General features: G+C 58.0%; 20 protein-coding genes and 1 riboswitch. Of the genes, 14 read left to right on the forward strand and 6 right to left on the reverse strand.

The genetic code is table 11. The annotated features are described in order from the left end of the window. Positions 1–73: 73 nt before the first annotated feature. Positions 74–457: a response regulator gene (locus E1297_RS31875; RefSeq protein WP_155145158.1), complete on the reverse strand. Its 384-nt coding sequence runs from the start codon at positions 455–457 to the stop codon at positions 74–76. Between the two features lie 300 nt (positions 458–757). Here E1297_RS31875 and E1297_RS31880 point away from each other — a divergent pair, with 300 nt between their 5' ends. From E1297_RS31880 to E1297_RS31910, 7 genes are all read left to right on the forward strand, one after another. Beyond that, the gene (locus E1297_RS31880; RefSeq protein WP_155145258.1) at positions 758–1,147 is read left to right on the forward strand and encodes a MaoC family dehydratase; all 390 of its coding nucleotides are present in this window, start codon (positions 758–760) and stop codon (positions 1,145–1,147) included. Positions 1,148–1,310: 163 nt separating this feature from the next. Then, positions 1,311–2,306: a bifunctional riboflavin kinase/FAD synthetase gene (locus tag E1297_RS31885; RefSeq protein WP_155145160.1), complete on the forward strand. Its 996-nt coding sequence runs from the start codon at positions 1,311–1,313 to the stop codon at positions 2,304–2,306. Positions 2,307–2,622: 316 nt separating this feature from the next. Next, complete coding sequence (gene ileS, locus E1297_RS31890; RefSeq protein WP_155145162.1) at positions 2,623–5,583, forward strand: isoleucine--tRNA ligase; 2,961 nt, start codon at positions 2,623–2,625, stop codon at positions 5,581–5,583. A 5-nt stretch (positions 5,584–5,588) separates the two neighbouring features. Continuing rightward, positions 5,589–6,092: a signal peptidase II gene (gene lspA / locus E1297_RS31895; protein WP_155145164.1), complete on the forward strand. Its 504-nt coding sequence runs from the start codon at positions 5,589–5,591 to the stop codon at positions 6,090–6,092. 75 nt (positions 6,093–6,167) lie between these two features. After that, a complete protein-coding gene (locus E1297_RS31900) occupies positions 6,168–6,878 on the forward strand; it encodes a hypothetical protein (protein WP_155145165.1) in 711 nt (236 codons plus the stop codon). Positions 6,879–7,005: 127 nt separating this feature from the next. Further along, complete coding sequence (locus E1297_RS31905; protein ID WP_244327956.1) at positions 7,006–8,469, forward strand: pitrilysin family protein; 1,464 nt, start codon at positions 7,006–7,008, stop codon at positions 8,467–8,469. Between the two features lie 3 nt (positions 8,470–8,472). Next, positions 8,473–9,798: a pitrilysin family protein gene (locus tag E1297_RS31910; protein ID WP_155145167.1), complete on the forward strand. Its 1,326-nt coding sequence runs from the start codon at positions 8,473–8,475 to the stop codon at positions 9,796–9,798. A 30-nt stretch (positions 9,799–9,828) separates the two neighbouring features. Here E1297_RS31910 and E1297_RS31915 read toward each other — a convergent pair whose 3' ends face one another. After that, positions 9,829–11,232, reverse strand: a complete 1,404-nt coding sequence (locus E1297_RS31915; RefSeq protein WP_155145169.1) for an EAL domain-containing protein — start codon at positions 11,230–11,232, stop codon at positions 9,829–9,831. Positions 11,233–11,744: 512 nt separating this feature from the next. Here E1297_RS31915 and E1297_RS31920 point away from each other — a divergent pair. From E1297_RS31920 to groL, 4 genes are all read left to right on the forward strand, one after another. Next, positions 11,745–13,229: a sigma-54 dependent transcriptional regulator gene (locus E1297_RS31920; RefSeq protein WP_155145171.1), complete on the forward strand. Its 1,485-nt coding sequence runs from the start codon at positions 11,745–11,747 to the stop codon at positions 13,227–13,229. Positions 13,230–13,343: 114 nt separating this feature from the next. Next, positions 13,344–13,910, forward strand: a complete 567-nt coding sequence (locus tag E1297_RS31925) for a hypothetical protein (protein WP_155145173.1) — start codon at positions 13,344–13,346, stop codon at positions 13,908–13,910. A gap of 260 nt (positions 13,911–14,170) precedes the next feature. Beyond that, complete coding sequence (gene groES, locus E1297_RS31930) at positions 14,171–14,458, forward strand: co-chaperone GroES (protein WP_155145174.1); 288 nt, start codon at positions 14,171–14,173, stop codon at positions 14,456–14,458. A 58-nt stretch (positions 14,459–14,516) separates the two neighbouring features. Continuing rightward, positions 14,517–16,160, forward strand: coding sequence for a chaperonin GroEL (groL, locus tag E1297_RS31935; protein WP_155145176.1), 1,644 nt, complete (start codon positions 14,517–14,519; stop codon positions 16,158–16,160). 67 nt (positions 16,161–16,227) lie between these two features. On the opposite strand, the gene E1297_RS31940 is transcribed toward groL, so the two are convergent. The 3 genes from E1297_RS31940 to E1297_RS31950 all read right to left on the reverse strand — a co-directional run bounded on the left by E1297_RS31940 (position 16,228) and on the right by E1297_RS31950 (position 19,078). Beyond that, the gene (locus tag E1297_RS31940) at positions 16,228–17,244 is read right to left on the reverse strand and encodes a hypothetical protein (protein WP_155145178.1); all 1,017 of its coding nucleotides are present in this window, start codon (positions 17,242–17,244) and stop codon (positions 16,228–16,230) included. A 188-nt stretch (positions 17,245–17,432) separates the two neighbouring features. Further along, positions 17,433–17,732 carry a DUF4387 family protein gene (locus tag E1297_RS31945; RefSeq protein WP_155145180.1) on the reverse strand — a complete coding sequence of 100 codons (300 nt, stop codon included), beginning with the start codon at positions 17,730–17,732 and terminating at the stop codon, positions 17,433–17,435. After that, positions 17,729–19,078, reverse strand: coding sequence for an acyclic terpene utilization AtuA family protein (locus E1297_RS31950; protein WP_155145182.1), 1,350 nt, complete (start codon positions 19,076–19,078; stop codon positions 17,729–17,731). Before E1297_RS31950 ends, E1297_RS31945 begins: the two co-directional genes overlap by 4 nt. Before the next feature lie 384 nt (positions 19,079–19,462). Here E1297_RS31950 and E1297_RS31955 point away from each other — a divergent pair, with 384 nt between their 5' ends. From E1297_RS31955 to E1297_RS31965, 3 genes are all read left to right on the forward strand, one after another. Beyond that, positions 19,463–19,675 (forward strand): SlyX family protein, encoded by a 213-nt coding sequence (locus E1297_RS31955; protein WP_155145185.1) that lies wholly within the window; start codon positions 19,463–19,465, stop codon positions 19,673–19,675. A 65-nt stretch (positions 19,676–19,740) separates the two neighbouring features. Continuing rightward, a complete protein-coding gene (locus E1297_RS31960) occupies positions 19,741–20,742 on the forward strand; it encodes an NADP-dependent oxidoreductase (RefSeq protein WP_209016121.1) in 1,002 nt (333 codons plus the stop codon). A 144-nt stretch (positions 20,743–20,886) separates the two neighbouring features. Beyond that, a riboswitch (SAM-I-IV-variant riboswitch) is annotated at positions 20,887–21,010 on the forward strand. A 44-nt stretch (positions 21,011–21,054) separates the two neighbouring features. Then, positions 21,055–21,375: a hypothetical protein gene (locus E1297_RS31965; protein WP_155145187.1), complete on the forward strand. Its 321-nt coding sequence runs from the start codon at positions 21,055–21,057 to the stop codon at positions 21,373–21,375. Here E1297_RS31965 and E1297_RS31970 read toward each other — a convergent pair. After that, complete coding sequence (locus E1297_RS31970; protein WP_155145265.1) at positions 21,365–21,718, reverse strand: acyl-CoA thioesterase; 354 nt, start codon at positions 21,716–21,718, stop codon at positions 21,365–21,367. The genes E1297_RS31965 and E1297_RS31970 overlap by 11 nt on opposite strands. Positions 21,719–21,824 lie beyond the last annotated feature (106 nt).

Below are 21,824 nucleotides of genomic sequence, written 5' to 3' on the forward strand. Positions count from 1 at the left end.
CCAGCATTATCTTCCCCAAATGCTTTCTGGCGGCCAGCCCCCGTTCAAAAGGCTGCCGCCAACAGCGAAACCATCAATCCGAGAAGATAGCCTCGATCTTGCCCTTCAGCGTCTGCGCATTGAACGGCTTGACGATATAGTTGTTCACGCCGGCCTTTTTTGCGGCGATGACATTTTCCGTCTTGGATTCAGCGGTCACCATGATGAACGGAGTCTTGCTCAATCCGGCATCGGATCGAACCTGCTTCAGCAGCTCGTAGCCGGTCATCGGCTCCATGTTCCAGTCGGAGATCACCAAGCCGTAGCGGCGCTGTTTCATTTTTTCCAGTGCTTCGGTGCCGTCCGCCGCATCGTCAATATCCTGAAAGCCAAGCTGCTTGAGCAGGTTCCGGATAATCCGAATCATCGTCTTGTAGTCATCGACCACGAGGACCGGCATCTGAAGATCAAGGGCCATCGTTTGCTCCATACTGTCAATTTGCGCGGCCCGTGGCCATGGGCCTAAGAAACGCGTTCTGACTTTTTAAAGGAGAGAACACTCATGAAGTGTCCCCGCCTCCCCATATTTACTATAACGTAAGCGGTGTCCCTGAAAAGACCGTTAATAAGCCTCGTGATTTTCTCCACCGAAAGCCCAATTGCCGCCCTGATGCCGCTTTCGTAACGTGGCCTGATGTATAACAAATGACGCTTGGGATCCTGTTTGGTGGCAATTCTTGAACTTAGAGAGCTGTGTTTCGAAGACCTCGAACCTGGAATGTCCGAGACAATAACGAAACATGTCAGCTCAACCGATGTCGTGGGCTTTGCCGAGGTTTCCGGTGACCGGAACCCGATCCACCTGTCCGAACACTTTGCGGCCAGAACCCCCTTCAAGACCCGCATCGCGCACGGTCTTTATACGGCGAGTCTGATTTCCGCTGTCCTTGGAACGAGGCTGCCGGGACCGGGAGCGATCTATCTTTCCCAGACCCTCAACTTCAAGGCACCGGTCAAGATCGGTGACGATGTCGACGTCACCGTCACCGTCGCCGAACTGATGGAAAAGGGATCGCGCGCGCGCCTGACATGTGTTTGCAAGGTCGGCGAACAAGCCGTTTTGGAAGGAGAAGCGCTCGTCAAGGTGCCGCGCCGCGAGGAAACCTGACAGGGAACGGTTTCTCTTCGTAAAAAAACCGGAAGCCCCAAATCCCCCAGCTTGACCTTTTCCGCGCAAGAGGCCAGTTTCCGCGCCGTTGGCGGCTCTTCCACCTCGTGTGGTGGCGCAGCCGCCGCCTGCTTCATGACTTGCGCAAAAAGGTTAATGCCCCATGCCGACACCTTCTCTCGGCGACTTCCATCACGTGAACGGCCTTTCGGCATTTCCGGACACATTGAAAAACGGCGTTGTCGCGATCGGCAATTTCGACGGCGTTCACAGAGGGCACCGCGCGGTCCTGAACACGGCACTGGAGATCGGCCGCAACATGAACCGGCCGGTTTATGCGATGACGTTCGAACCGCATCCGCGTACGGTTTTCAACCCGGCCAGCCCGGTGTTTCGCCTGACGCCCGAAGTCCAGAAGGCCGAAGTGCTGAAAGCCGAAGGGCTCGACGGCATGCTCGTCCTCCCCTTTTCCAAGGAGTTTGCCTCCGTCGAGGCTTCGGACTTTGTCGCCGATATCCTGATTTCGGCGCTCTCGATCACGCACGCCGTCACCGGACACGACTTCCATTTCGGCAAGGCGCGCAAAGGCACACCCGATTACCTCAAGGCCAGCGGCGAGGCCGAAGGTTTCGGCGTGACCATTGTCCATCCGGAGACCGACGAGAATGCCGAGATCATCTCCTCCTCCCGCATCCGCGACGCATTGGCTGCCGGAGACATTGCCCTTGCCAACGGCTTGCTCGGCTATCGCTGGTTTGTCGATGCGGTCGTCCAGCATGGCGACAAACGTGGCCGGGACCTCGGTTATCCGACGGCCAATCTGCGTTTTCCTGAGGGCTGCCCGCTAAAGCATGGCATTTATGCTGTGAAGGTTTCGCTCAACGGCAAGAACTATGATGGTGTCGCCAGCTACGGCCGCCGTCCGACCTTCGACAATGGCGCGGCATTGTTCGAGGTATTTCTGTTTGACTTCAACGGCGACCTTTATGGTGAAACGCTGCGCGTTCATCTTGTTTCCTATTTACGCGGCGAGGAAAAGTTCGACAGCGCTGACGCCTTGATAGACCAGATGGACCGCGACAGTGCAGAAGCCAGGGCCGCACTCGCCAGTCTTCGCCCGCTCACCGAACTCGATACCCGCTTGACACCGTTCGGATGACAGTGAAGCAAACCGCAAAACTGGGTTCGGACAACAAGAGTTGAGACCAAAGCCCGTCAATTTGATGCCTCTGTCTTTATTCCCGGACGAAGTGCTGTTATGTCGGCGGGCATGTTTTTGATCGGCAATCATATGACTGGGCAGTGTCGGCCTCTCGGGCTGCGAATTATTGGCCCGGCCCGCGGCTGACACCCGGCAGGGTGGCCCGGGACCGGGGTGTTCGGCCTTGAAAAAACACTCTCAAGGCCCTTTTTGCTATCAGCGCAGTATTTCCGGGCGCGCAAAACGACGCGTCTGACCAAAGATCGAACGAGCCATGACCGAAAAAGCGACACGCGACTATTCCGAAACCCTGAACCTGCCCCAGACCGATTTCCCGATGCGCGCCGGATTGCCGAAGAAGGAACCGGAAATCCTGAAGCGCTGGCAGGACATGGAGCTTTACCGGAAGCTGCGCGAACAGGCAGCCGGACGCGACAGGTTCATCCTGCATGACGGCCCTCCCTACGCCAACGGCCACATTCACATCGGCCATGCCCTGAACAAGACCCTGAAAGACATTGTCACCCGCTCCATGCAGATGATGGGCTATGACAGCAACTATGTTCCGGGCTGGGATTGTCACGGCCTGCCGATCGAATGGAAGATCGAGGAACAGTACCGCGCAAAGGGGAAGAACAAGGACGAAGTGCCGGTCAACGAATTCCGGAAGGAATGCCGGGACTTCGCCGACCACTGGATCAAGATCCAGCGTACCGAGTTCGAACGGCTCGGCATCGAAGGCGACTGGGACAATCCCTACCTGACCATGCGCTTTGAAAGCGAGGCGGTCATCGCCAGGGAATTGATGAAATTCGCGATGTCCGGCCAGCTGTACCGCGGCTCCAAACCGGTCATGTGGTCAGTTGTCGAAAAGACTGCTCTGGCCGAGGCGGAAATCGAGTATCAGGACTACCAGTCCGACCAGATCTGGGTGAAATTCCCGGTCACCTCGGCGGGCGGCAGCGACGAGCAGGCCGTCGAACAGCTTCTGGACGCATCTGTTGTCATCTGGACCACGACGCCCTGGACCATTCCGGGCAACCGTGCCGTGTGTTTCTCAGACAAGATCTCCTACGGCCTTTACGAGGTCACGCAGGACGGGCTCCCGGACGACAACTGGGTCCAGACCGGCGACACGCTGATCCTCGCCGATGCTCTGGCGGGGGATGTGTTCAAGAATGCGCGCATCACCGATTTTTCCCGGCTCCGGCAAGTCAGCGCGCAAGAGCTTGCCACGATGACCCTGGCGCACCCGCTGGCGGAGCTTGATCTTGGCGGCTACCAATTTGATGTACCCCTGCTCGACGGGGATCATGTGACCGACGACGCCGGTACAGGCTTCGTGCACACCGCGCCGAGCCATGGTGTGGACGACTTTGAGGTCTGGACACACAATCGCGCGGAGATCGAAGCGCGCGGCATCGACACGGCAATCCCCTTCACCGTTGCCGATGACGGCTACTACACCAAGGAAGCTCCGGGCTTCGAAGGCAATCAGGTGATCACCCACAAGGGTGAAAAGGGCAAGGCGAACAAGGCAGTGATCGAACGGCTGAAGGAGGCCGGAAATCTGATCGGCCTCGGGCGGCTGAAGCACTCCTATCCGCATTCCTGGCGGTCGAAAAAGCCGATCATCTTCCGCAACACCCCGCAATGGTTCGTCTATATGGACAAGGACCTGGGCGGAAAGGGCGACACGCTCAGGAACCGTGCGTTGAACGCGATCGACGAGACCCGGTTTGTCCCGGCTTCAGGCCAGAACCGGTTGCGGTCGATGATCGAAAACCGTCCCGACTGGGTGCTCTCCCGGCAGCGTGCCTGGGGCGTTCCGATCACGGTCTTCATTCACAAGGAGACGGCCGAGGTTCTGAAAGACGAGGCGGTCAACCAACGGATCTATGAAGCCTTTGTTACGGAAGGCGCCGATGCGTGGTTCGCCGATGGCGCCAAGGAGCGGTTCCTCGGCAATGACCACAATGCGGGCGACTGGGACATGGTGGCGGACATTCTCGATGTCTGGTTCGATTCCGGTTCGACCCATGCCTTTTGCATGGAACAGCGCGATGACCTGAACCCGCACCGCCAAGGCCTCGGCGGCAAGGATTACGTCCTTTATCTCGAAGGCTCCGACCAGCATCGCGGCTGGTTCCACTCCTCGCTGCTGGAAAGCTGCGGGACCCGCGGCCACGCCCCCTACAACGCAGTCCTGACACACGGCTTCACCATGGCCGAAGACGGCAGGAAAATGTCGAAGTCCCTCGGCAACCAGGTGTTTCCGCAAGACCTCATCAAGCAGTATGGCGCGGACATCGTGCGGCTGTGGGTGGCGTCTTCGGACTATGCGGAAGACCAGCGCATCGGCCCTGAAATCATCAAGACAAATGTCGACAGCTACCGCAAGCTGCGCAACACCTTGCGCTGGATGCTCGGTTCCCTGGCCCATGCCCGCGGCGAAGAAGTCGCTCTGGCCGACATGCCTGAGCTGGAGCGCCTGATGCTGCACCGGCTGCAGGAACTCGACACACTGGTCCGGCAAGGCTACAAGGATTTCGATTACAAGCGGGTGTTCCACAGCCTGTTCAATTTCATGACGGTGGAATTGTCGGCCTTCTATTTCGACATCCGAAAGGATGCGCTGTACTGCGATGCCGCCTCGTCCCTGCGCCGGCGGTCCGCCCTTTACGTCATCGACAAGCTGTTCAACTGTCTTGTCACCTGGATGGCGCCCATGCTGCCCTTCACCATGGAGGAAACCTGGACCTCGCGCTTTGGAACGGACACATCGGTTCATCTGGAACAGTTCCCGGTCGTTCCCGCCGAATGGCAGGACACGGCGTTGGCGGACAAGTGGGCCCGGATCAAGACGGTTCGGCGTGTGATTACCGGCGCGCTTGAAATCGAGCGGCGGGAAAAACGCATCGGGTCGTCTCTCGAGGCCCACCCGACCGTTCATGTCACCGATCCCGATCTCCTGGCTGCCATCGAAGGCAAGGATATGACCGACATCGCCATTACGAGCCAATTGACAGTCACCAGCGCCCCTGCCCCGGCCAACGCCTTCACACTGGACGATACTCCCGGTGTTGCGGTGGTTCCGGGACTTGCGGAAGGCAAGAAGTGCGCCCGATCCTGGAAGATCCTTCCCGAGGTCGGTACGGATCCTGAGTATCCGGATGTCACCTTGCGCGATGCAGATGCCCTGCGCGAGTGGGACGCGCATCACGCAGCCGCATGACCGGGATGGAACAACACCAAAAGCGGTCCTGGATCTGGGGCCGCTTCAGCCATCAGGTGCTCGCAATCGCCATCGCTGGCTTTGTGATCGACCAGGCCGTCAAGCTCTGGCTGCTTTACGGCTTCAAACTCGGCGTCAACGGCCCCGTTGACCTGACTTCGTTTCTCGAGATCGTTCTGGTGTGGAACCGGGGCATCTCCTACGGGCTGTTTCAGCAATATACCGAGATCGGGCGGCTGGTGCTGGTCGGCGTGACGGTGATTGCCGCCTGCTTCCTGTGGGTGTGGGGGACACGCGCCACCAACCGCCTGGTGGCGGTCTCCCTCGGCCTAATCATCGGAGGGGCATTCGGAAACGGGCTGGATCGCCTCACACATGGTGCCGTGGTGGACTTCGTCCATTTCCACGCAGGCACGTTCTCGTGGTATGTCTTCAACCTGGCGGATGTGTGGATCGTTGCAGGGGTGATCGGACTCCTGTATGACAGTTTCCAGGATAGTCCAAAATAAGCCGCAAATGCAGCATATGCGTCGAGTTGTGCGTATTCCGATTTCTGCAACCGGTACGAATCATTGAAGGTCGCGATGGCTCTGCGAATGACACTCCCCTCGTTTAAAACCGGTGCCGCGCTTGCTGGCCTGATCGCTCTGGGAGCGTGTCAGGCAGCCGACGGCACGAATCAGGCCCCCGATGTTGCGCTGGTCAACAGCGTCATGTCCGGTCTGGGAGCGGTTGATCCGAACGAAAAGCCAATCGAGTACAAGCCTCGCGCGCCGCTTGCGATGCCGTCCAATCCGGGTTCCCTGCCTCAGCCAGAAACCCAGACAGCTGGCCGGGCGTCGGAAAACTGGCCGCAAAACGAGAAAAACCAGGATCTCGAAGATATCAAGGCGCTCTATGCGGGAGCCGGCACGATGCGGAACGAACCCCTGACCCCGGAGCAGATGCGCGGGATCAAGATCGAGGGTGCTCCGGCGCAGCAAGCCAGTGCCAGCCGGGGCTCGGACGAGTTCATCACCGGCAAGAAGATGACGCCGGAACAGCTTCGCCAACAGGGTGAGGCGGCCACCGCGCTCTCAAGGGATTCGACAATTGCAACGCAAAACCAGCTTCCCCGGCGCCGTTACCTGACCGATCCGCCAACCGAGTACAGCGTGCCGTCTCCCGACGCACCCATGCCGGAAGTCGTCAAGGTCGACCAGGAAAAGGTGCGGGACGAATATGATTCGGCACCGCTCGACATGCGCTGTCTGGAGGATGGCGGCGGTCATTGCCAGCGCGGCGCCGGAAAATAGACCGGACACACATACCTGACGAAAAAGTAATGGGACCCGGAACCTCCCCCACCCTATAAAGCGTGGGGAATGGTTACCGGGTTTTTATGTTTGCCCGAACAAGGAGTTTCTCTTGAGGAGGTCAACCTTGCGAAAAAGCAGGAAAGCACTGCTCTCCACCACCTCGGCGCTTGCCTTCGGCATCCTGCTGGTGTCAGGCGCTGGTACCGGATTTGCCGGGACACCGGTTCCAACGGAAACCGCAGCGGGTGCCGACAAGTCTTCAAGTCTGGCGATCGCTCCCAATGTCAGTCATTTCACACTCGACAACGGGCTTGAAGTGGTGGTTATCCCGGATCATCGGGCCCCGATCGCGACCCACATGCTTTGGTACAAGGTTGGGTCTGCCGACGAGCCGGAAGGCCAGTCCGGTGTGGCGCATTTTCTTGAACACCTGATGTTCAAGGGCACGACCGCAAACCCGGATGGTGCCTTTTCCAAGATTGTTGCGGATCTGGGGGGGCAGGAAAACGCTTTTACCAGCTCGGACTACACGGCCTATTATCAAAGGGTCGCCAAAGAGCACCTGCCCCTGATGATGGAACTCGAGGCGGACCGGATGGCGAACCTCGTCCTCACAGACGAGGTCGTCGAGCCCGAGCGGGACGTGGTGCTTGAGGAACGCCGTTCGCGGGTTGAAAGCAGTCCGCAGGCCCGTTTGAGGGAAGCCCTCGACGCCATCACCTTCGTCAATCATCCCTACGGCTCGCCAGTCATCGGTTGGCAAAGCGAGATCGAGGCACTGAACAAGGAAGCGGCGCTCGCGTTCTACGACCGGTTCTATACCCCGAACAACGCCATTCTCGTTGTTGCCGGCGATGTTGATGCCGAGGAGGTTCGCAAACTCGCCGAACAGACCTATGGCAAGCTTGAAAGGCGCGCCGATCCGGGCCCGCGGATACGGTCCGCTGAACCGCCCCTGCCGGGCGAACGGGACATCTCGCTGGCGGATCCAAGAATCCAGCAGGATTCGCTGTCGCAAACATGGATTGTGCCAAGCGCGAATACGGCGGCAGGCAACGAGGCAGAAGCGCTGGATGTGCTGTCCTACATAGTGGGTGGCGGCACCACGAGCCGTCTCCACAAGGCGCTCGTTCTTGACGAGCGGATCGCTCTCAACGCGGGAAGCTACTACCGCGGTGGTGCGCTGGATGACGGTCAGCTTTATGTCTATGCGACGGCAGCAGAGGGCATCGATCTGGATCGTGTTGAGGCGCGTGTCACAGAGATCCTGCAGGACGTGGCGGAAAACGGCGTGACGGACGAGGAACTTTCTAAAGCCAAACACCGCATCGTGGCCGATGCCGTTTATGCCCAGGACAGCCAGACGGCACTTGCGCGGATCTTCGGCACGGCGCTTACGACCGGCCAGACCGTTAACGATGTCCAGAGTTGGCCAAAGCAGATCCATAGTGTCACTGCCGAAGACGTGGCGGGTGCCGCGCGACGATACCTCACCGAACCTCCGGTAACCGGCTACCTGAAAACCGTTCCCGCAGAACCCGCGGGTACCACCGCTCACACGCCATCTTCCGAGAGCGACCGGAGCTAATTGATGATCAGATCCTTTGTTCAAAAGAAGGCCGTCCGAACTCTCGGCCTGAGCGTGATGCTGTTGTCTGCATCTGCGCTGGCGGCTCAGGCAGTCGAAATCGAGCGGGTGGTCAGCCCGAATGGCATCGAGGCCTGGCTGGTCGAGGACCGGACTGTTCCCCTTGTTGCCATGGATTTTTCCTTTGAGGGCGGGGCGGCAATGGACCCGGAAGGCCAGACAGGCCTTGCCACCTTGTTGTCATCGACCCTTGACGAAGGCGCCGGCGATATGGATTCCGAAGCTTTTCAGGCGAAGATGGAGGAACTTGCCGTCAGCATCGGTTTCAATGCCACCAAGGACCGGTTTTACGGCAGCTTGCGCACATTGACCCCGACAACCGACGAAGCGTTCGACATTCTCGCTCTTGCCGTCAATGACCCGCGCTTCGACGAAACGGCCGTGGATCGCATGAAGGACCAGTTGATTGCACAAGTGCGCCGTCAGCAGAAGCAGCCCAATGCGATTGCCGGACGCAGCTTCATGGAAGCCATGCTCGGCGACCATCCTTACGCAAAGCCGACAAACGGAACCGAGGCCGACCTGGAGGAGCTGACTTCCGAGCAACTCGCGTCTCAGCGCGATCTGCTTTTTTCAAGGGATGGACTGAAAATCGGGGTTGTTGGCGCGATTGACGCGGAAACCCTCGGGCCGCTGCTCGATGAGGTTTTCGGCAGCCTGCCAGAAGATACCGATCTGCCGGAGATCGAAGACGCCGAACTCAATCTCGGCCAGACGGTCGCGCGAAGCCTACCCGTCCCGCAAACCACCGTCATGATGGGCCTGCCCGGGCTTGAGAGGGATGATCCCGACTATCAGGCCGCCTTCGTCATGAACCACATTCTCGGAGGCGGGACCTTTACATCCTGGCTATTTGAGGAAGTCCGTGAAAAGCGCGGTTTGAGTTACGGCGCAAGCAGCTCTCTTGTCCCCTATGACAAGGCCGGAATGATCATCACGTCAGCTGCGACACGTGCCGACAGGGCCAACGAGACGATTGACGTCATGCTTGACCAGATCGAACGCATGGCAAATGAAGGTCCGACCGAAGAAGAACTGGCAGCGGCCAAGCGCTACCTGACCGGGTCCTATGCCCTGCGCTTCGACACGTCCGGAAAGATCGCCGGTCAGCTTGTCGCCCTGCAAAATGCGGATCTGGGTATCGACTATTTTGATCGGCGGAATGACGAGATCGAAGCCGTCACTCTGGAAGACGTCCAGCAGGTCGCTCAACGGCTTCTGGCAGGACAAGAGCCGACCATCATAACGGTCGGCCCCGAGTCCAACTGACCGCAAGGCTGCCGGTCATCAGCAAAAAACTCAACCCGCACCGGCCGCCTTTTCGCGCGAAACCGGTGCGGGCGTACCTTGTAAAACCTCTGCCCGGACCGGACGCGGCTGAGCAAACAGATAGCCCTGCGCCAGCCGCACTTCATAATCCAGCAGTTCGAGCGCCTGACTTTCGGTTTCCACGTGGTCGGTGATGAGGTCGACCCCGTACCGATTGAGCAGGTCTCCGAAATCCGCCGGGTGAATATGCCCGTGATTGGCGTTCCTGCGGCCGATCAGATAATCCGCATGGAGCTTTGCATATTTGAAGCCGCGTTGCGCCAGAGCCTTGAAATCCATCTTGAGATTGTCGACCCGGTCGATCGAGAACCGGAAGCCGAGTTCATAAAGGGCATTGAGGCTTTCCATCTCGACAATACCCATGGCCGCGACATCGCTTTGCGAAAACTCGAACACGAGTGTTTCGGAATAGCTCCGGTTTGACCTGACAAACTCGAGAAACCCGGGAAACAGGGCCTCATTGGCCAGCGACTGCGCCGATATATTGCAAAAAAGCGCGGTTGTCCGGTTGCGGCTCGACAGCCGTTTGAGAACCTGAAGCGAACGGATCAGCAAGAGATTGTCGATGCGAGGCATCATCCCGCTGCGAATTGCTTCCGGCGTAAACACTGCGGCATTGAGCAGGGTCCCCTCTGCATCCCGCAATTTCGTGAAGGCCTCGTAATAGCGGACTTGCCGCTGTGGAAGGGACACGATCGGCTGGAGGTAGAGTTCGACACGGTTGGCATCCAGCGCGCCCTGGATCAACTCACGCATCGCGGGATCAGTTGCGGCGCCGGTCTTCCCATCCGCGCGCGAGGGATTGCGGCCCGGCTTGCGCGCACCGTTTCGGGCCGGAGGGACGCCGTCATTGTCTGCCGGACCCGCCTGTGTTTTTCGAGGCAATGCCCCTTTTCCCGCTGTGGTTCCAGCGAACAATGCCTGCGGCTCCTGGCGCGGAAGCGCAAATTGTTGCGGAGGTGGCGGGAGCGCCGCTTGCTCCTCGACCCGGATTTCGAGGTCGGACATCGCTTCGGCCATTTGCTTGACCAGCGATCCGAGCAACTCGACCTCCGCAAACAGCGGATCCATCTCGGCCCGTGTACGGTCCGGGACAGTTTGCTCAACTCCGGTAACGCGGCTTTCGACTGTATCGAGATCCTCGTCGAAATCTGACATGCGATCTTCCAGCCGGGCGAAAGCCTCGGCGACCGCCTTGCGTTCCTGCGCCCGCGCAACCGCGAAATGAATGACGATCATCGTGCACATCAAGGCGAGGCCCAAGGCAACCGCCTCACCAAAGGGACGCCCGAAATGGAACATGAGCAAGGCCGCCGATGCAAAAGCGATCCCCCCCACAAAAAACAATACAAAGATGGCCGCTAGACGCCCCATAGCCCTCAGGCTCTCTACTCGAATCAACATGCGTGTCTTGATGATGCGTTGAAAGGTTAACCGCTTCCGATTTCAGGCGGGGAAAAGATCGGGAGTTTTATCAAGTTGTCCCCCATTTAGGCCGTGAAACGGCCACCACTGCGACTCATTGATGAGCAATTTTGTGCAACTATCATTTTTTTGATTTTCCTTGGTTGGTCAAATCGCGTGACCCACAATTGCTCAGAAGAGGCTGGCTCCATGACAGTCCGATGCGAAATTGCATCTTTCCGGAGACCGGCACTTGCTTTCGGACGTGGGACATCCTGTTTTTGAAGAACGCTTTGCTGATACAAAGCCGAACCCAATGGCCCACCAACCGAATGTTGCAGCAACGAGCCCCGCAAGAGCTTGTTGAATTTTGCCACCTACCCGTTTGTGAAAACGGTTTGTTTACCCTGTTAGGCGCAGTTTTGGCCGTCGGCCACTCTTGGGCGGGCTAACAAGTCTAATTGTACGGGAGATACCCAGGAATGGGGAGTTGCTCGGGTTTTGACCGGCCCTTGGTCATGCGTGTTCTGGATGCCCTGCCTGCAGAGGCAAAACGAACCGCTGCCGTGCATCAAAAAATTGCCGGGAATTGCGCTGATCCGGTCCTCTACACCGATCCGGCGGCATGCCTGCGGGATCTGGCAGACAAGAACACGGACATTCTCATCCTGGATCTGGAGACGATCGGAGATGAAGCGGCGCTGGAGCCGTTTGCGGCCCGGTGCCCGACAACGGTCATTATTGCCGTGTCCGCAAGGGGGTCCGTTTCCCGAGCGGTCAGTGCCATGCGGTCCGGGGCACACGATTTCCTGACAAAGCCGTTCAGCCTGGATACGTTATGCGCCAAAGTCGAGTTTCAGCTCGACCAGCGCAAGGACGGAACCGGGTGGAGAATTGCGGGAAAACCGGCGGATGCTGGTGAGAACGGGACCATTGCCAGTTCCAAGATACATTCGGCAGTAAACGCTCAATCCATCTTGTCGATCAATATGCTCGACGGGCACGACGGCATCATGCGCGGCGTCTGCGGGCAAATCCGCCGCATTGCCCCGTCTCAGGCACCGGTGTTTGTCACCGGAGAGTCAGGCACAGGCAAGGAACTTTGCGCCCGTGCCATTCATGACTGCTCGGACCGGTCCGGCAAACCTTTTGTCAAAATCAACTGCGCCGCAATTCCGAATGACTTGATAGAAAGCGAGATATTCGGTTCGTCCCTCGGGGCATTCTCCAACGGAACAGGCGAACAAACCAGTGCGGTCGAACAGGCCGATGGCGGCACCTTGTTCCTGGACGAGATCGGCGAACTGGATCTGCTGCTTCAGAGCAAGCTCTTGCAGTTTCTTCAGACCGGGACCTTCCAACGGCTGGGCGATAACAGGATCCGCAAGGTTGATGCGCGCATCATTTGCGCCACCAATCGCGATCCGCTCAACGAGATAACCGCGGGCCGGTTCCGCGAGGATCTTTACTACCGCCTGCATGTGCTCCCGATCCATCTCCCTCCGCTCAGGGAGCGGCGTGAAGACATCGTCCCCCTCGCAACCTTCTTTCTCGAGCGCCATGCCAGGGAAGAAGGGCGCCAGTTCGTGGGGTTTGACGCCGACGCAGAGGCGTGCCTGCTGGCCTACGGCTGGCCGGGAAACATCCGGCAACTGGAAAACACCATCCGCCAGATCGTCGTCATGAATGACGGCCATGCGGTGGAACTCCATATGCTGCCTCTGATCATCCGGGATCCGGCCGGACGGTCCCATACTGTGGTCGACCTATCCCGCGAACGGGCGCGCTCGGCAGCCTCCAACCGACCTTTCGCAAAGATCGAGCCTCTTTGGGCACAGGAACGGCGGATTATCGAAACCGCACTGGAAGCATTTGACGGCAACATCGCGATGGCCGCCGCCGCCCTAGAGATAAGCCCCTCGACAATTTACCGCAAGCGCCAGTCTTGGCTCGAGAAAATCAGTTAACCAGCATCTCGTTTTGCCTCTGGTCTACTTCTTGTGTCCCGTGCACAAGCCGTTTATACCGGCCTCGAAAAGACATTGAGAACAAAATGGGTGCACGCACCGGGGGTTGACTGAATGAACGGACGCTTCGTCTTGAGGAGTGTGTGCCGGGCGGCGGCATTTTGCGGAATTATTGTCACGGGACCTGTCATCGGACTTGCGAGCGCTCCGGCAGTACCGGGACCCGACAAAGACTTCAAAGCAGCTTACGAGGCCTATGAACGCGCATGGGCAGCCTCTGACCTCGTGTTTACCGAGGCAACATTTACCGCGGCACCGGCCAAGGGCTACGGCCTTTATACCCCCCGGGAGACCGCTGCGTTTTCTCCAGCCGAACCATTGATGATCTATGCCGAACCTGTCGGCTTCGGCTTTGTGAAGACGGATGATCGCGCAACCTATGACCTGTCGGTCGGATTTCGCCTATTGAATGCAACCGGTCAGGTCCTCGTCCAGGATGAACGGTTCACGTCATACACGCAGAGCGGCCGCGACGCCCGGCATGAATTGTCAACTGCACTGACATTCCAGTTCGAGGGTCTGCCGGCGGGTGCGTATGAGCTGGAAGCAACTTACCGGGACGAGGTCGACGGCAAGACCGGCAGCTTTACCCTCCCCTTCACGATAACCCCTTCAAACTAGTCCTTGGGATCTGCGGTTTTCGGACCAATTGCACCGCCAGAACGTGTGCGGGCGTTTTGGCGGCCTGCCACTAAAAATTCATCTGCCCCACCATTGACAATCCGCGCCCTGGTTCATAAATCCTGAAGGGCGATTAGCACTCGCCTTGAGGGAGTGCTAACAGCCGCAAGGCGTAACTTTGTCTTGTGTTGAACCCTAATAATCATGTTCCGCGTGCTGCCTGTCCGGATGGGGCGCGCTCATGAGAGGAAACAGTCAAAATGGCATTTCGTCCACTGCACGATCGTGTTGTCGTACGCCGCGTAGATTCCGAAGAGAAGACCGCTGGCGGAATCATCATCCCGGACACCGCTAAGGAAAAGCCGCAGGAAGGCGAAGTCGTCGCCGTCGGCAACGGTGCCCGCAAGGACAGCGGCGAGCTGATCCCGGTTGATGTCAAGGAAGGCGACCGCGTTCTGTTCGGCAAGTGGTCCGGCACCGAAGTGAAGATCAACGGTGAAGACCTCTTGATCATGAAAGAATCCGACATCATGGGCGTGATCGCTTAAATCAGCGAACCGCTTTTTGATTTCCATTCGAATTTCAAGACTTAAGTGAGATCCAGAAATGGCTGCTAAGGACGTAAAGTTCTCCTCTGACGCCCGTGAGCGCATGCTCAAGGGTGTGGACACCCTCGCAAACGCCGTAAAGGTGACCCTCGGCCCGAAAGGCCGCAATGTCGTTCTCGACAAGGCATTCGGCGCACCGCGCATCACCAAGGACGGTGTTTCCGTTGCCAAGGAAATCGAACTTGAAGACAAGTTCGAAAACATGGGCGCACAGATGGTGCGCGAAGTGGCATCCAAGACCAACGACATCGCTGGTGACGGCACCACCACCGCGACTGTTCTGGCTCAGTCCATCGTCAAGGAAGGCGCAAAGTCTGTTGCCGCCGGCATGAACCCGATGGACCTGAAGCGCGGCGTTGATCTTGCTGCTGCTGAAGCCGTCAAGGCACTCGAAGCTGCTTCCAAGCCGATCACCACGTCGGAAGAAGTTGCCCAGGTCGGCACCATCTCCGCCAACGGCGACGCACAGGTCGGCGCTGACATTGCCGAAGCCATGCAAAAGGTCGGCAATGAAGGTGTCATCACCGTCGAGGAAGCCAAGTCTCTCGAGACCGAGCTTGAAGTCGTTGAAGGCATGCAGTTCGACCGCGGCTACCTGTCGCCTTACTTCGTGACCAACGCAGAAAAGATGCTGGCTGACCTCGAAAAGCCGTACATCCTGCTGCACGAAAAGAAGCTGTCCAACCTGCAGGCCATGCTGCCGATCCTGGAAGCCGTTGTTCAGTCCTCCCGTCCGCTGCTCATCATTGCAGAAGACGTCGAAGGCGAAGCACTGGCAACTCTCGTCGTCAACAAGCTGCGCGGCGGTCTGAAGATTGCTGCTGTCAAGGCTCCGGGCTTCGGCGACCGCCGCAAGGCCATGCTGGAAGACATTGCGATCCTGACCGGCGGCACCGTGATCTCCGAAGATCTCGGCATCAAGCTGGAAAACGTTACCCTCGACATGCTCGGCACCGCCGAGAAGGTTGCGATCACCAAGGAAAACACCACCATCGTTGATGGCGCTGGTTCCAAGGACGACATCGCCGGCCGCGTTGCCCAGATCAAGGCACAGATCGAGGAAACCACTTCCGACTACGACCGTGAAAAGCTGCAAGAGCGCCTTGCCAAGCTTGCCGGCGGTGTCGCTGTGATCCGCGTTGGCGGTGCGACCGAAGTCGAAGTGAAGGAAAAGAAAGACCGCGTCGACGATGCATTGAACGCAACGCGCGCAGCTGTCGAAGAAGGCATCGTCTCTGGTGGCGGCACCGCTCTTCTGCGCGCCAAGAAGGCCGTTGCAGCGCTGTCCTCCGACAACGCCGACATCGCAGCTGGCATCAAGATCGTCCTGCGCGCTCTGGAAGCTCCGATCCGTCAGATCGCTGAAAACGCTGGTGTCGAAGGCTCCATCGTTGTTGGCAAGATCCAGGAAAACGACGACGAGACTTTCGGCTTCAACGCTCAGACCGAAGAATTCGTCAACATGATCGAAGCCGGCATCATCGACCCGACCAAGGTTGTCCGTACGGCTCTTCAGGACGCAGCTTCTGTTGCAGGCCTGCTGATCACGACCGAAGCCATGGTTGCCGAGTTACCGAAGAAAGAAGCAGCACCGGCCATGCCGGGCGGCGACATGGGCGGCATGGGCGGCATGGGCTTCTAAGAAGCCTGCAGCTCAAAACCTTGTCGGAAAGGGCGGTCCTCGGACCGCCCTTTTTGTATTGACAACGCTAGTTGTTCACAAACGCATTGATCATGTTTGCGATAGCAGCGGTTTGAGCGGTTTTTGCATCTGCTGACGACAATTGCTGGCGATACGGATAGACATAGCGGAACATGTCCTGGGAATAGTATTCCTGTCCGGCCATGATTTCAGTCGGCCCCGGAGCCACCGCACCGTTGGAGGCCAGTCCGATATACTGTTTGTAGTTCCCCAATCGGCTCAGGTTGGCCCAAACAGTCCCTCCGGCGATATTGCCTCCGGCACCGTTCGGATAGGCTTGCGCGCCATAATAGGCGGCCAGATTGGCGGGATCGATGATCGAATGCCCGGAGTGAACCCTGTTGCTCTCCGTCGGGATCAGTTGCAGGCTCTGGGCATACTGATTTCCGCTCAATCGCGCGGTTGCGACCTGATTGGGAGCGATGGAAAAATCCATCAGGCTCATGGGCCGGTAGATCCCGTTGACGTCGGAGGGGAAAACCGAAAACTCCCATCCGGAATTCTTGCGCGCCCAATAGGTGCCTTGCAGATCACCGGCGGTGATGTAGACAATTCCTGTCGGCCCGCCGGCACTCTGGTTCCCATTGGCCGCCCTGAGCTGATCGGTGGTCAGCATGGTCGCCTGATTGTGCATGGCTGCAAGAGCGGCCTGAAAGTCGGTGTAGTTCACCCCCAGTTTCGCAAATACATAATATTTGCTCTTGTAGACATTCCCTCCGACCAGTTCGAGATTGGTGGTCAAGGCGCTGCGCGGATTGTTCATCGGCAAACCGGCAACGGCGAAATAAAGCTTGAAATTGCCCACGACAGATACGAAACCGTGCTCGTGCAATGGCCGCAAACGGCTCGACATGTCGGAGAAGCCGGTGTTTTCGGCAAAGTAGCCGCTCGGCATCTGGAGCGGAAGCAAACTCAGATTGTACTGGAAATTCGTCGAATACGCGCCGTTAACCAGCCGGACGGTTCCAAATCCGACATTGCCGGGTTGAATCAGTTGAAGAGTGGGATCCGTTTGCACTGGCACGGGTGGCCTCCTGTCGGCTCATGACGCAAAAAATGCTGATGCATACAGGAGAGACGCGGCAAACAGGCGCTTGTGATGTCCGCGGTTGCTTGGTCAAGATCTTGAGAGTGTGCGGGCCCTTCGATCAGTGGAGTCTCGTTGTTTAGGACCCCATAACCTCGGACCGGAAACAGGCATCGGACTGCCTGTCAGACTTCAAGCTGCCGGATGATTTGCGCGTAGGAAGCGCCGTGCATGTCACGATCCCGGATCGACCCCTGTATCACGGGGCGCGGCAGGCTGAACTTGATGGCAAAAAGGGCTTCGATATCGAAACGTTTGAGTTTTTGCGGAGCCACGTCGAAAGCGGCAGCCACGGATGCGGTTTGAAGCCGCTCCGACACATCCCGATAGGCGTTTTCACTGCCGCAGAATATGTCGATGGTCAGCCAGAACGGTCCTGCATTCTTTGACCGCACCTCGAACACCAGTTCCTTCAATTGTGTCATTGTCCGATCTCCTCAACTGTGAGCCGGAAAGGGGCCATCGGATCATCCACCGTCAGCACGTGATAAAGGCAAAACTCGTAAAGCACGTCCCGTGACAACTCGGCCGGAGAAAACGGAAACGCGAATGTCGGCATTTCCTCCTGATCTGTCAGCGGATGGTGCAGGAGATAAGGGTTCAGGATTTTGGCAACTTCCCTGCTTGCCTCAGACGTCCCGGCTGTGGCAATCGCGAGAATCCCGATCTCCGTTCCAGATGCGGCTTGCTTGTCCAGTTCCCCTAGCGTGGCGTTCAGTCCGATCAGGCGGAGCTGGATGTCGAAGTCACCGCCGACCCGCTCCCGGGCTTTCACCCCGGCGGTGTCCAAAACCTTGTCACACCATGCATGAATGTTGGCGACGTAGCGCGGATCACGCACGAGGGTGAGAGAGACGGTCTGGTAGCCTGCCCGGCGCGCGCCTTCAAGTTTCACCGTATATCTGCCGGCCGTGATCCATTCACTTCCCTCAACACGCACACGGCGCTCATCCAGCGGCGTGTAGGTCGATGCCGTAACATCAAGATGGCCACCGGGTTCGAACAGGACAAACGGGTTTGTGTTCTCATAAAGCATGTGAGCCGACACCGTGTGCGGGGTCGCCCTCGCCTCTTCGGCCATCGGGGTCACCGTAAATCCGGTTTCATCGAACTCGACCATAATGGTTCCGGTTTCCGGGCTTGTGGTTGCAAGCGCCCCGCACTCTGCAATCTTGGCCCCATGCCAGGCTGCACCCGGATGGCAGCCTCGCGCCAGAGGCAAAGCGGAAATCAGGGCCGTGTCCGTGGTCCGGCCGGCAATGACGATATCTGCGCCCGTATCAAGTGCCGCCTGAATTTGCTCGGCCCCGGCCAGCGCCACGATATTGGTGCATTCGCGCAATGTATCAGCGGAAATGTCCGGAGCGGCCTCAAGGGGCGAGATACGGCCGTTCTCAAGAGCTTCAGACATGACGGCAGCATCCTGGCCGGACTTCAAGACCGCGAGCCGGACCTTGATCCCGAGCTCGGCACAGATCTCGCGGGTGATTGCAGCCATCCAGTCAACCGCAGAATCAGCACCACATGTGCCTGCGCTGCCAATCAGAAGCGGAACACCTGCCTGTGCCCGGGCTTCAATCAGTTCCCGCCACTCGCTTTTGACCGATCCGCTGGAATACTTGCATGTTCCGGTCCCGAGATAATACGGTCCACTATCTGTTGAGCCACCGTCGATGGCAATAATATCCGGGTTTTCGCGAAGCCCGCGGGCCAATGCCTTTCGATCATAGCCAAGACCGAGAGCGCCAGCAGGCACCAGTACTTTGACCATTGGATGCCCTTTCACGTTGACAAGAAAATTCCCTCACATCTTTCGATATATTTTGTATGTAATGGTATACAATATTGTCACTATGACCGATATTTCAGATCGTTCAAACCATGCCTCTAATTTATGGAATTATTGCAATTTCAAGGGGTATTTTTGTGTTTTATTTGACAAAATCGAACAACGCACCCGGAAAACAGCTCTTTATGGCACGCTCCCATTTGGCTGGAAGTGCCATCTAAACCCCAAAGCAGACGGGTACCCTCTTCCCTTTTCCCATTGATCGTAATATCACGATGAATATGCAGTCCGGCTGACAAACTCAATCAATGATCACGGCTGTTTTTGATTCTCGCCCGACAAGCCGGCACATCACAGGAAGACACAATGATTGACGATCAGAATGCCCGGATCGAGAAACTTGAAATTGATCTCGCCCACGCGGTGAACACGATTGATGATCTCAATCAGGTTGTGATCGAGCAAGCACGCGACATCGAAAGGCTCAAACGGCGCGTCCTCTCGATGACTGATCAGTTTGAAGAACTGATGGAAAACGTGCTGCCCGCCCACCAAGCCGAAAAGCCTCCGCATTACTGAAAGTGTCTGCCGGACAGCCCGCGATTAGCCCTATTCCGGACAACAGTGAAGGAAGGATATCAAATATGCAGAACATGCGCCTTGCATTGAGAGAACGGCCCACAGGCCTTCTGACAGATGAACACTTCGACAGGATCGAGGAAGAGCTTTCTCCTCTCGCAGACGGACAGGCACGCGTCCGGGTGGTATACGTATCGCTTGACCCTGCCATGCGCGGCTGGGTTTCCCCCAGCACCGATTCCTACGTTCCGCCGGTCCCGCTTGGCGACACGATGCGCTCGCTCGGCATCGGTGTTGTCGAAGAGAGCAAGACGGACGCCTACAAGGCAGGCGACTGGGTCAGCGGCTTTACCGGATGGACCAGGTATCTCGATGTTGCTCCGGGCCAATTGAATGTCGTCCCGCAGACCGTCCCGATGGAAGCCTATATGGGTGTCTTCGGCCTCGCAGGCGCAACCGCCTATCATGGTCTTGTGAAGACCGGCGAACCGAAAGCCGGTCAAACGCTTTGTGTCACAGGCGCAGCAGGCTCGGTCGGTTCGCTGGTCGGTCAGATCGGCAAGGCGCTTGGCCTCAGAGTGATCGGGATTGCCGGTACCGACGAGAAATGCAAATGGCTGGTCGACGACCTCGGCTTCGATGCAGCTCTGAACTACAAGACCGACGATCTGGAGAAAGGCCTGCGCGAGTTCGCTCCGGAAGGTCTTGACCTTCATTTTGAAAATGTTGGCGGCAAGCCGTTCGCGGCCGCGCTCAACAACATGAAGGCCTTTGGCCGAATGGTCTTTTGCGGCTTCATCTCCGTCTACAACGGTGAACGTGCGGACGAATACCCGGACCTCACGGCACTGATCCGCAAGCGCCTGACGTTCAAGGGCTTTGTGATGACCGATCACTTTGACGAATATCCGGAAATCTTCGCGGAACTCGGCAAGCTGATGCAGGCGGGCAAGCTCAAGTACCGGCTCGACATCGTTGACGGTCTAGAAACCGCTCCAGCCGCCTTCGGCAAACTGTTCGACGGCACCAACAAGGGCAAGCTTGTGGTCAAGGTTTCCGACCTCTGATCACGCGCGCTTCCCAGATCGAGCCGGGGCGCGCCCCCCGGCTCACGCTCCTAACATATCGCCGATCTTGCCGGACTGCTTGCAGAACGCGTCCGGCACGCGGTTCTTCCGTATTGCCAAGGCTCAAAAGCCATGGCATAAGGCCGCCATCATCAAGAGAAGGGCTGGCGCCCTCGCCAACCTGCCGGCCGGGCAAGGTGGTTTCCGCATTCAGGGATGTGGCTGACGCGCTTTTTTGAAAGACGCATTGGCAATCAAGCGGTTAGGCATAAACATGCGCCAGTCCTCCTCGGGGAACCGACGGAGGATTTATTGTATCAGGATCCAATCGCGGGCCGCGCTGCCCAGCTGATCGCACACAGTGATTGCAACGGCATTCTGTCCGGGAACGCTGCCGACCGGTCTGATGTTTGGGAAGACGCTGCAGAAAGTTGCGTTTTGGCCCGCATCGACAGCCTGAAAATCCTGGGCGGTCTGCCGCGCCACACCCCCCCGCTTCCAAGACAAGACAAGCTCCAGCGGCTTGAAACACTCCTGAAGTTCTGGGCGAGTGGCTGCACCTGCATCGTCGACGAACCACTTTTTGCCGACATTCTCAATCGCCGCCGCCCGCGCCCTGCGGCTAAAGGGTAACCGGCACCTTCGGGATCGGTGTCGGGCGCCCGTCCTCGTCAACGGCAACCATGGTGAAGTTGGCCTCGGTGACCTTCTCGCGTTGGCCGAACCGGTGACGCAAGGCCCAGGCTTCAAGGCGGATTTCCATTGACGATGTCCCGATCCGCGCGATGCTGCTGTAGATACACAACACATCCCCGACATGAACCGGCCGGATGAATTTCATCTTGTCGACAGCAATGGTGACGACCCGTCCGCCCGCCCGCTGACCGGCGGCAATTCCACCCGCCAAATCCATTTGTGACAGCACCCAGCCGCCAAAAATGTCCCCGGCCGCATTGGTATTGGCCGGCATTGCCATGGTTTGAAGCGTCAAGTCGCCAATAGGTGTTTCGTCGCTCAAGTCCGCTCTCCCGTGACCATTTCAAACAGACAGTAGCGAGCGGACACGAGAAGGGAAAGAACCT

It is taken from the genome of Roseibium sp. RKSG952, from assembly GCF_009711355.1.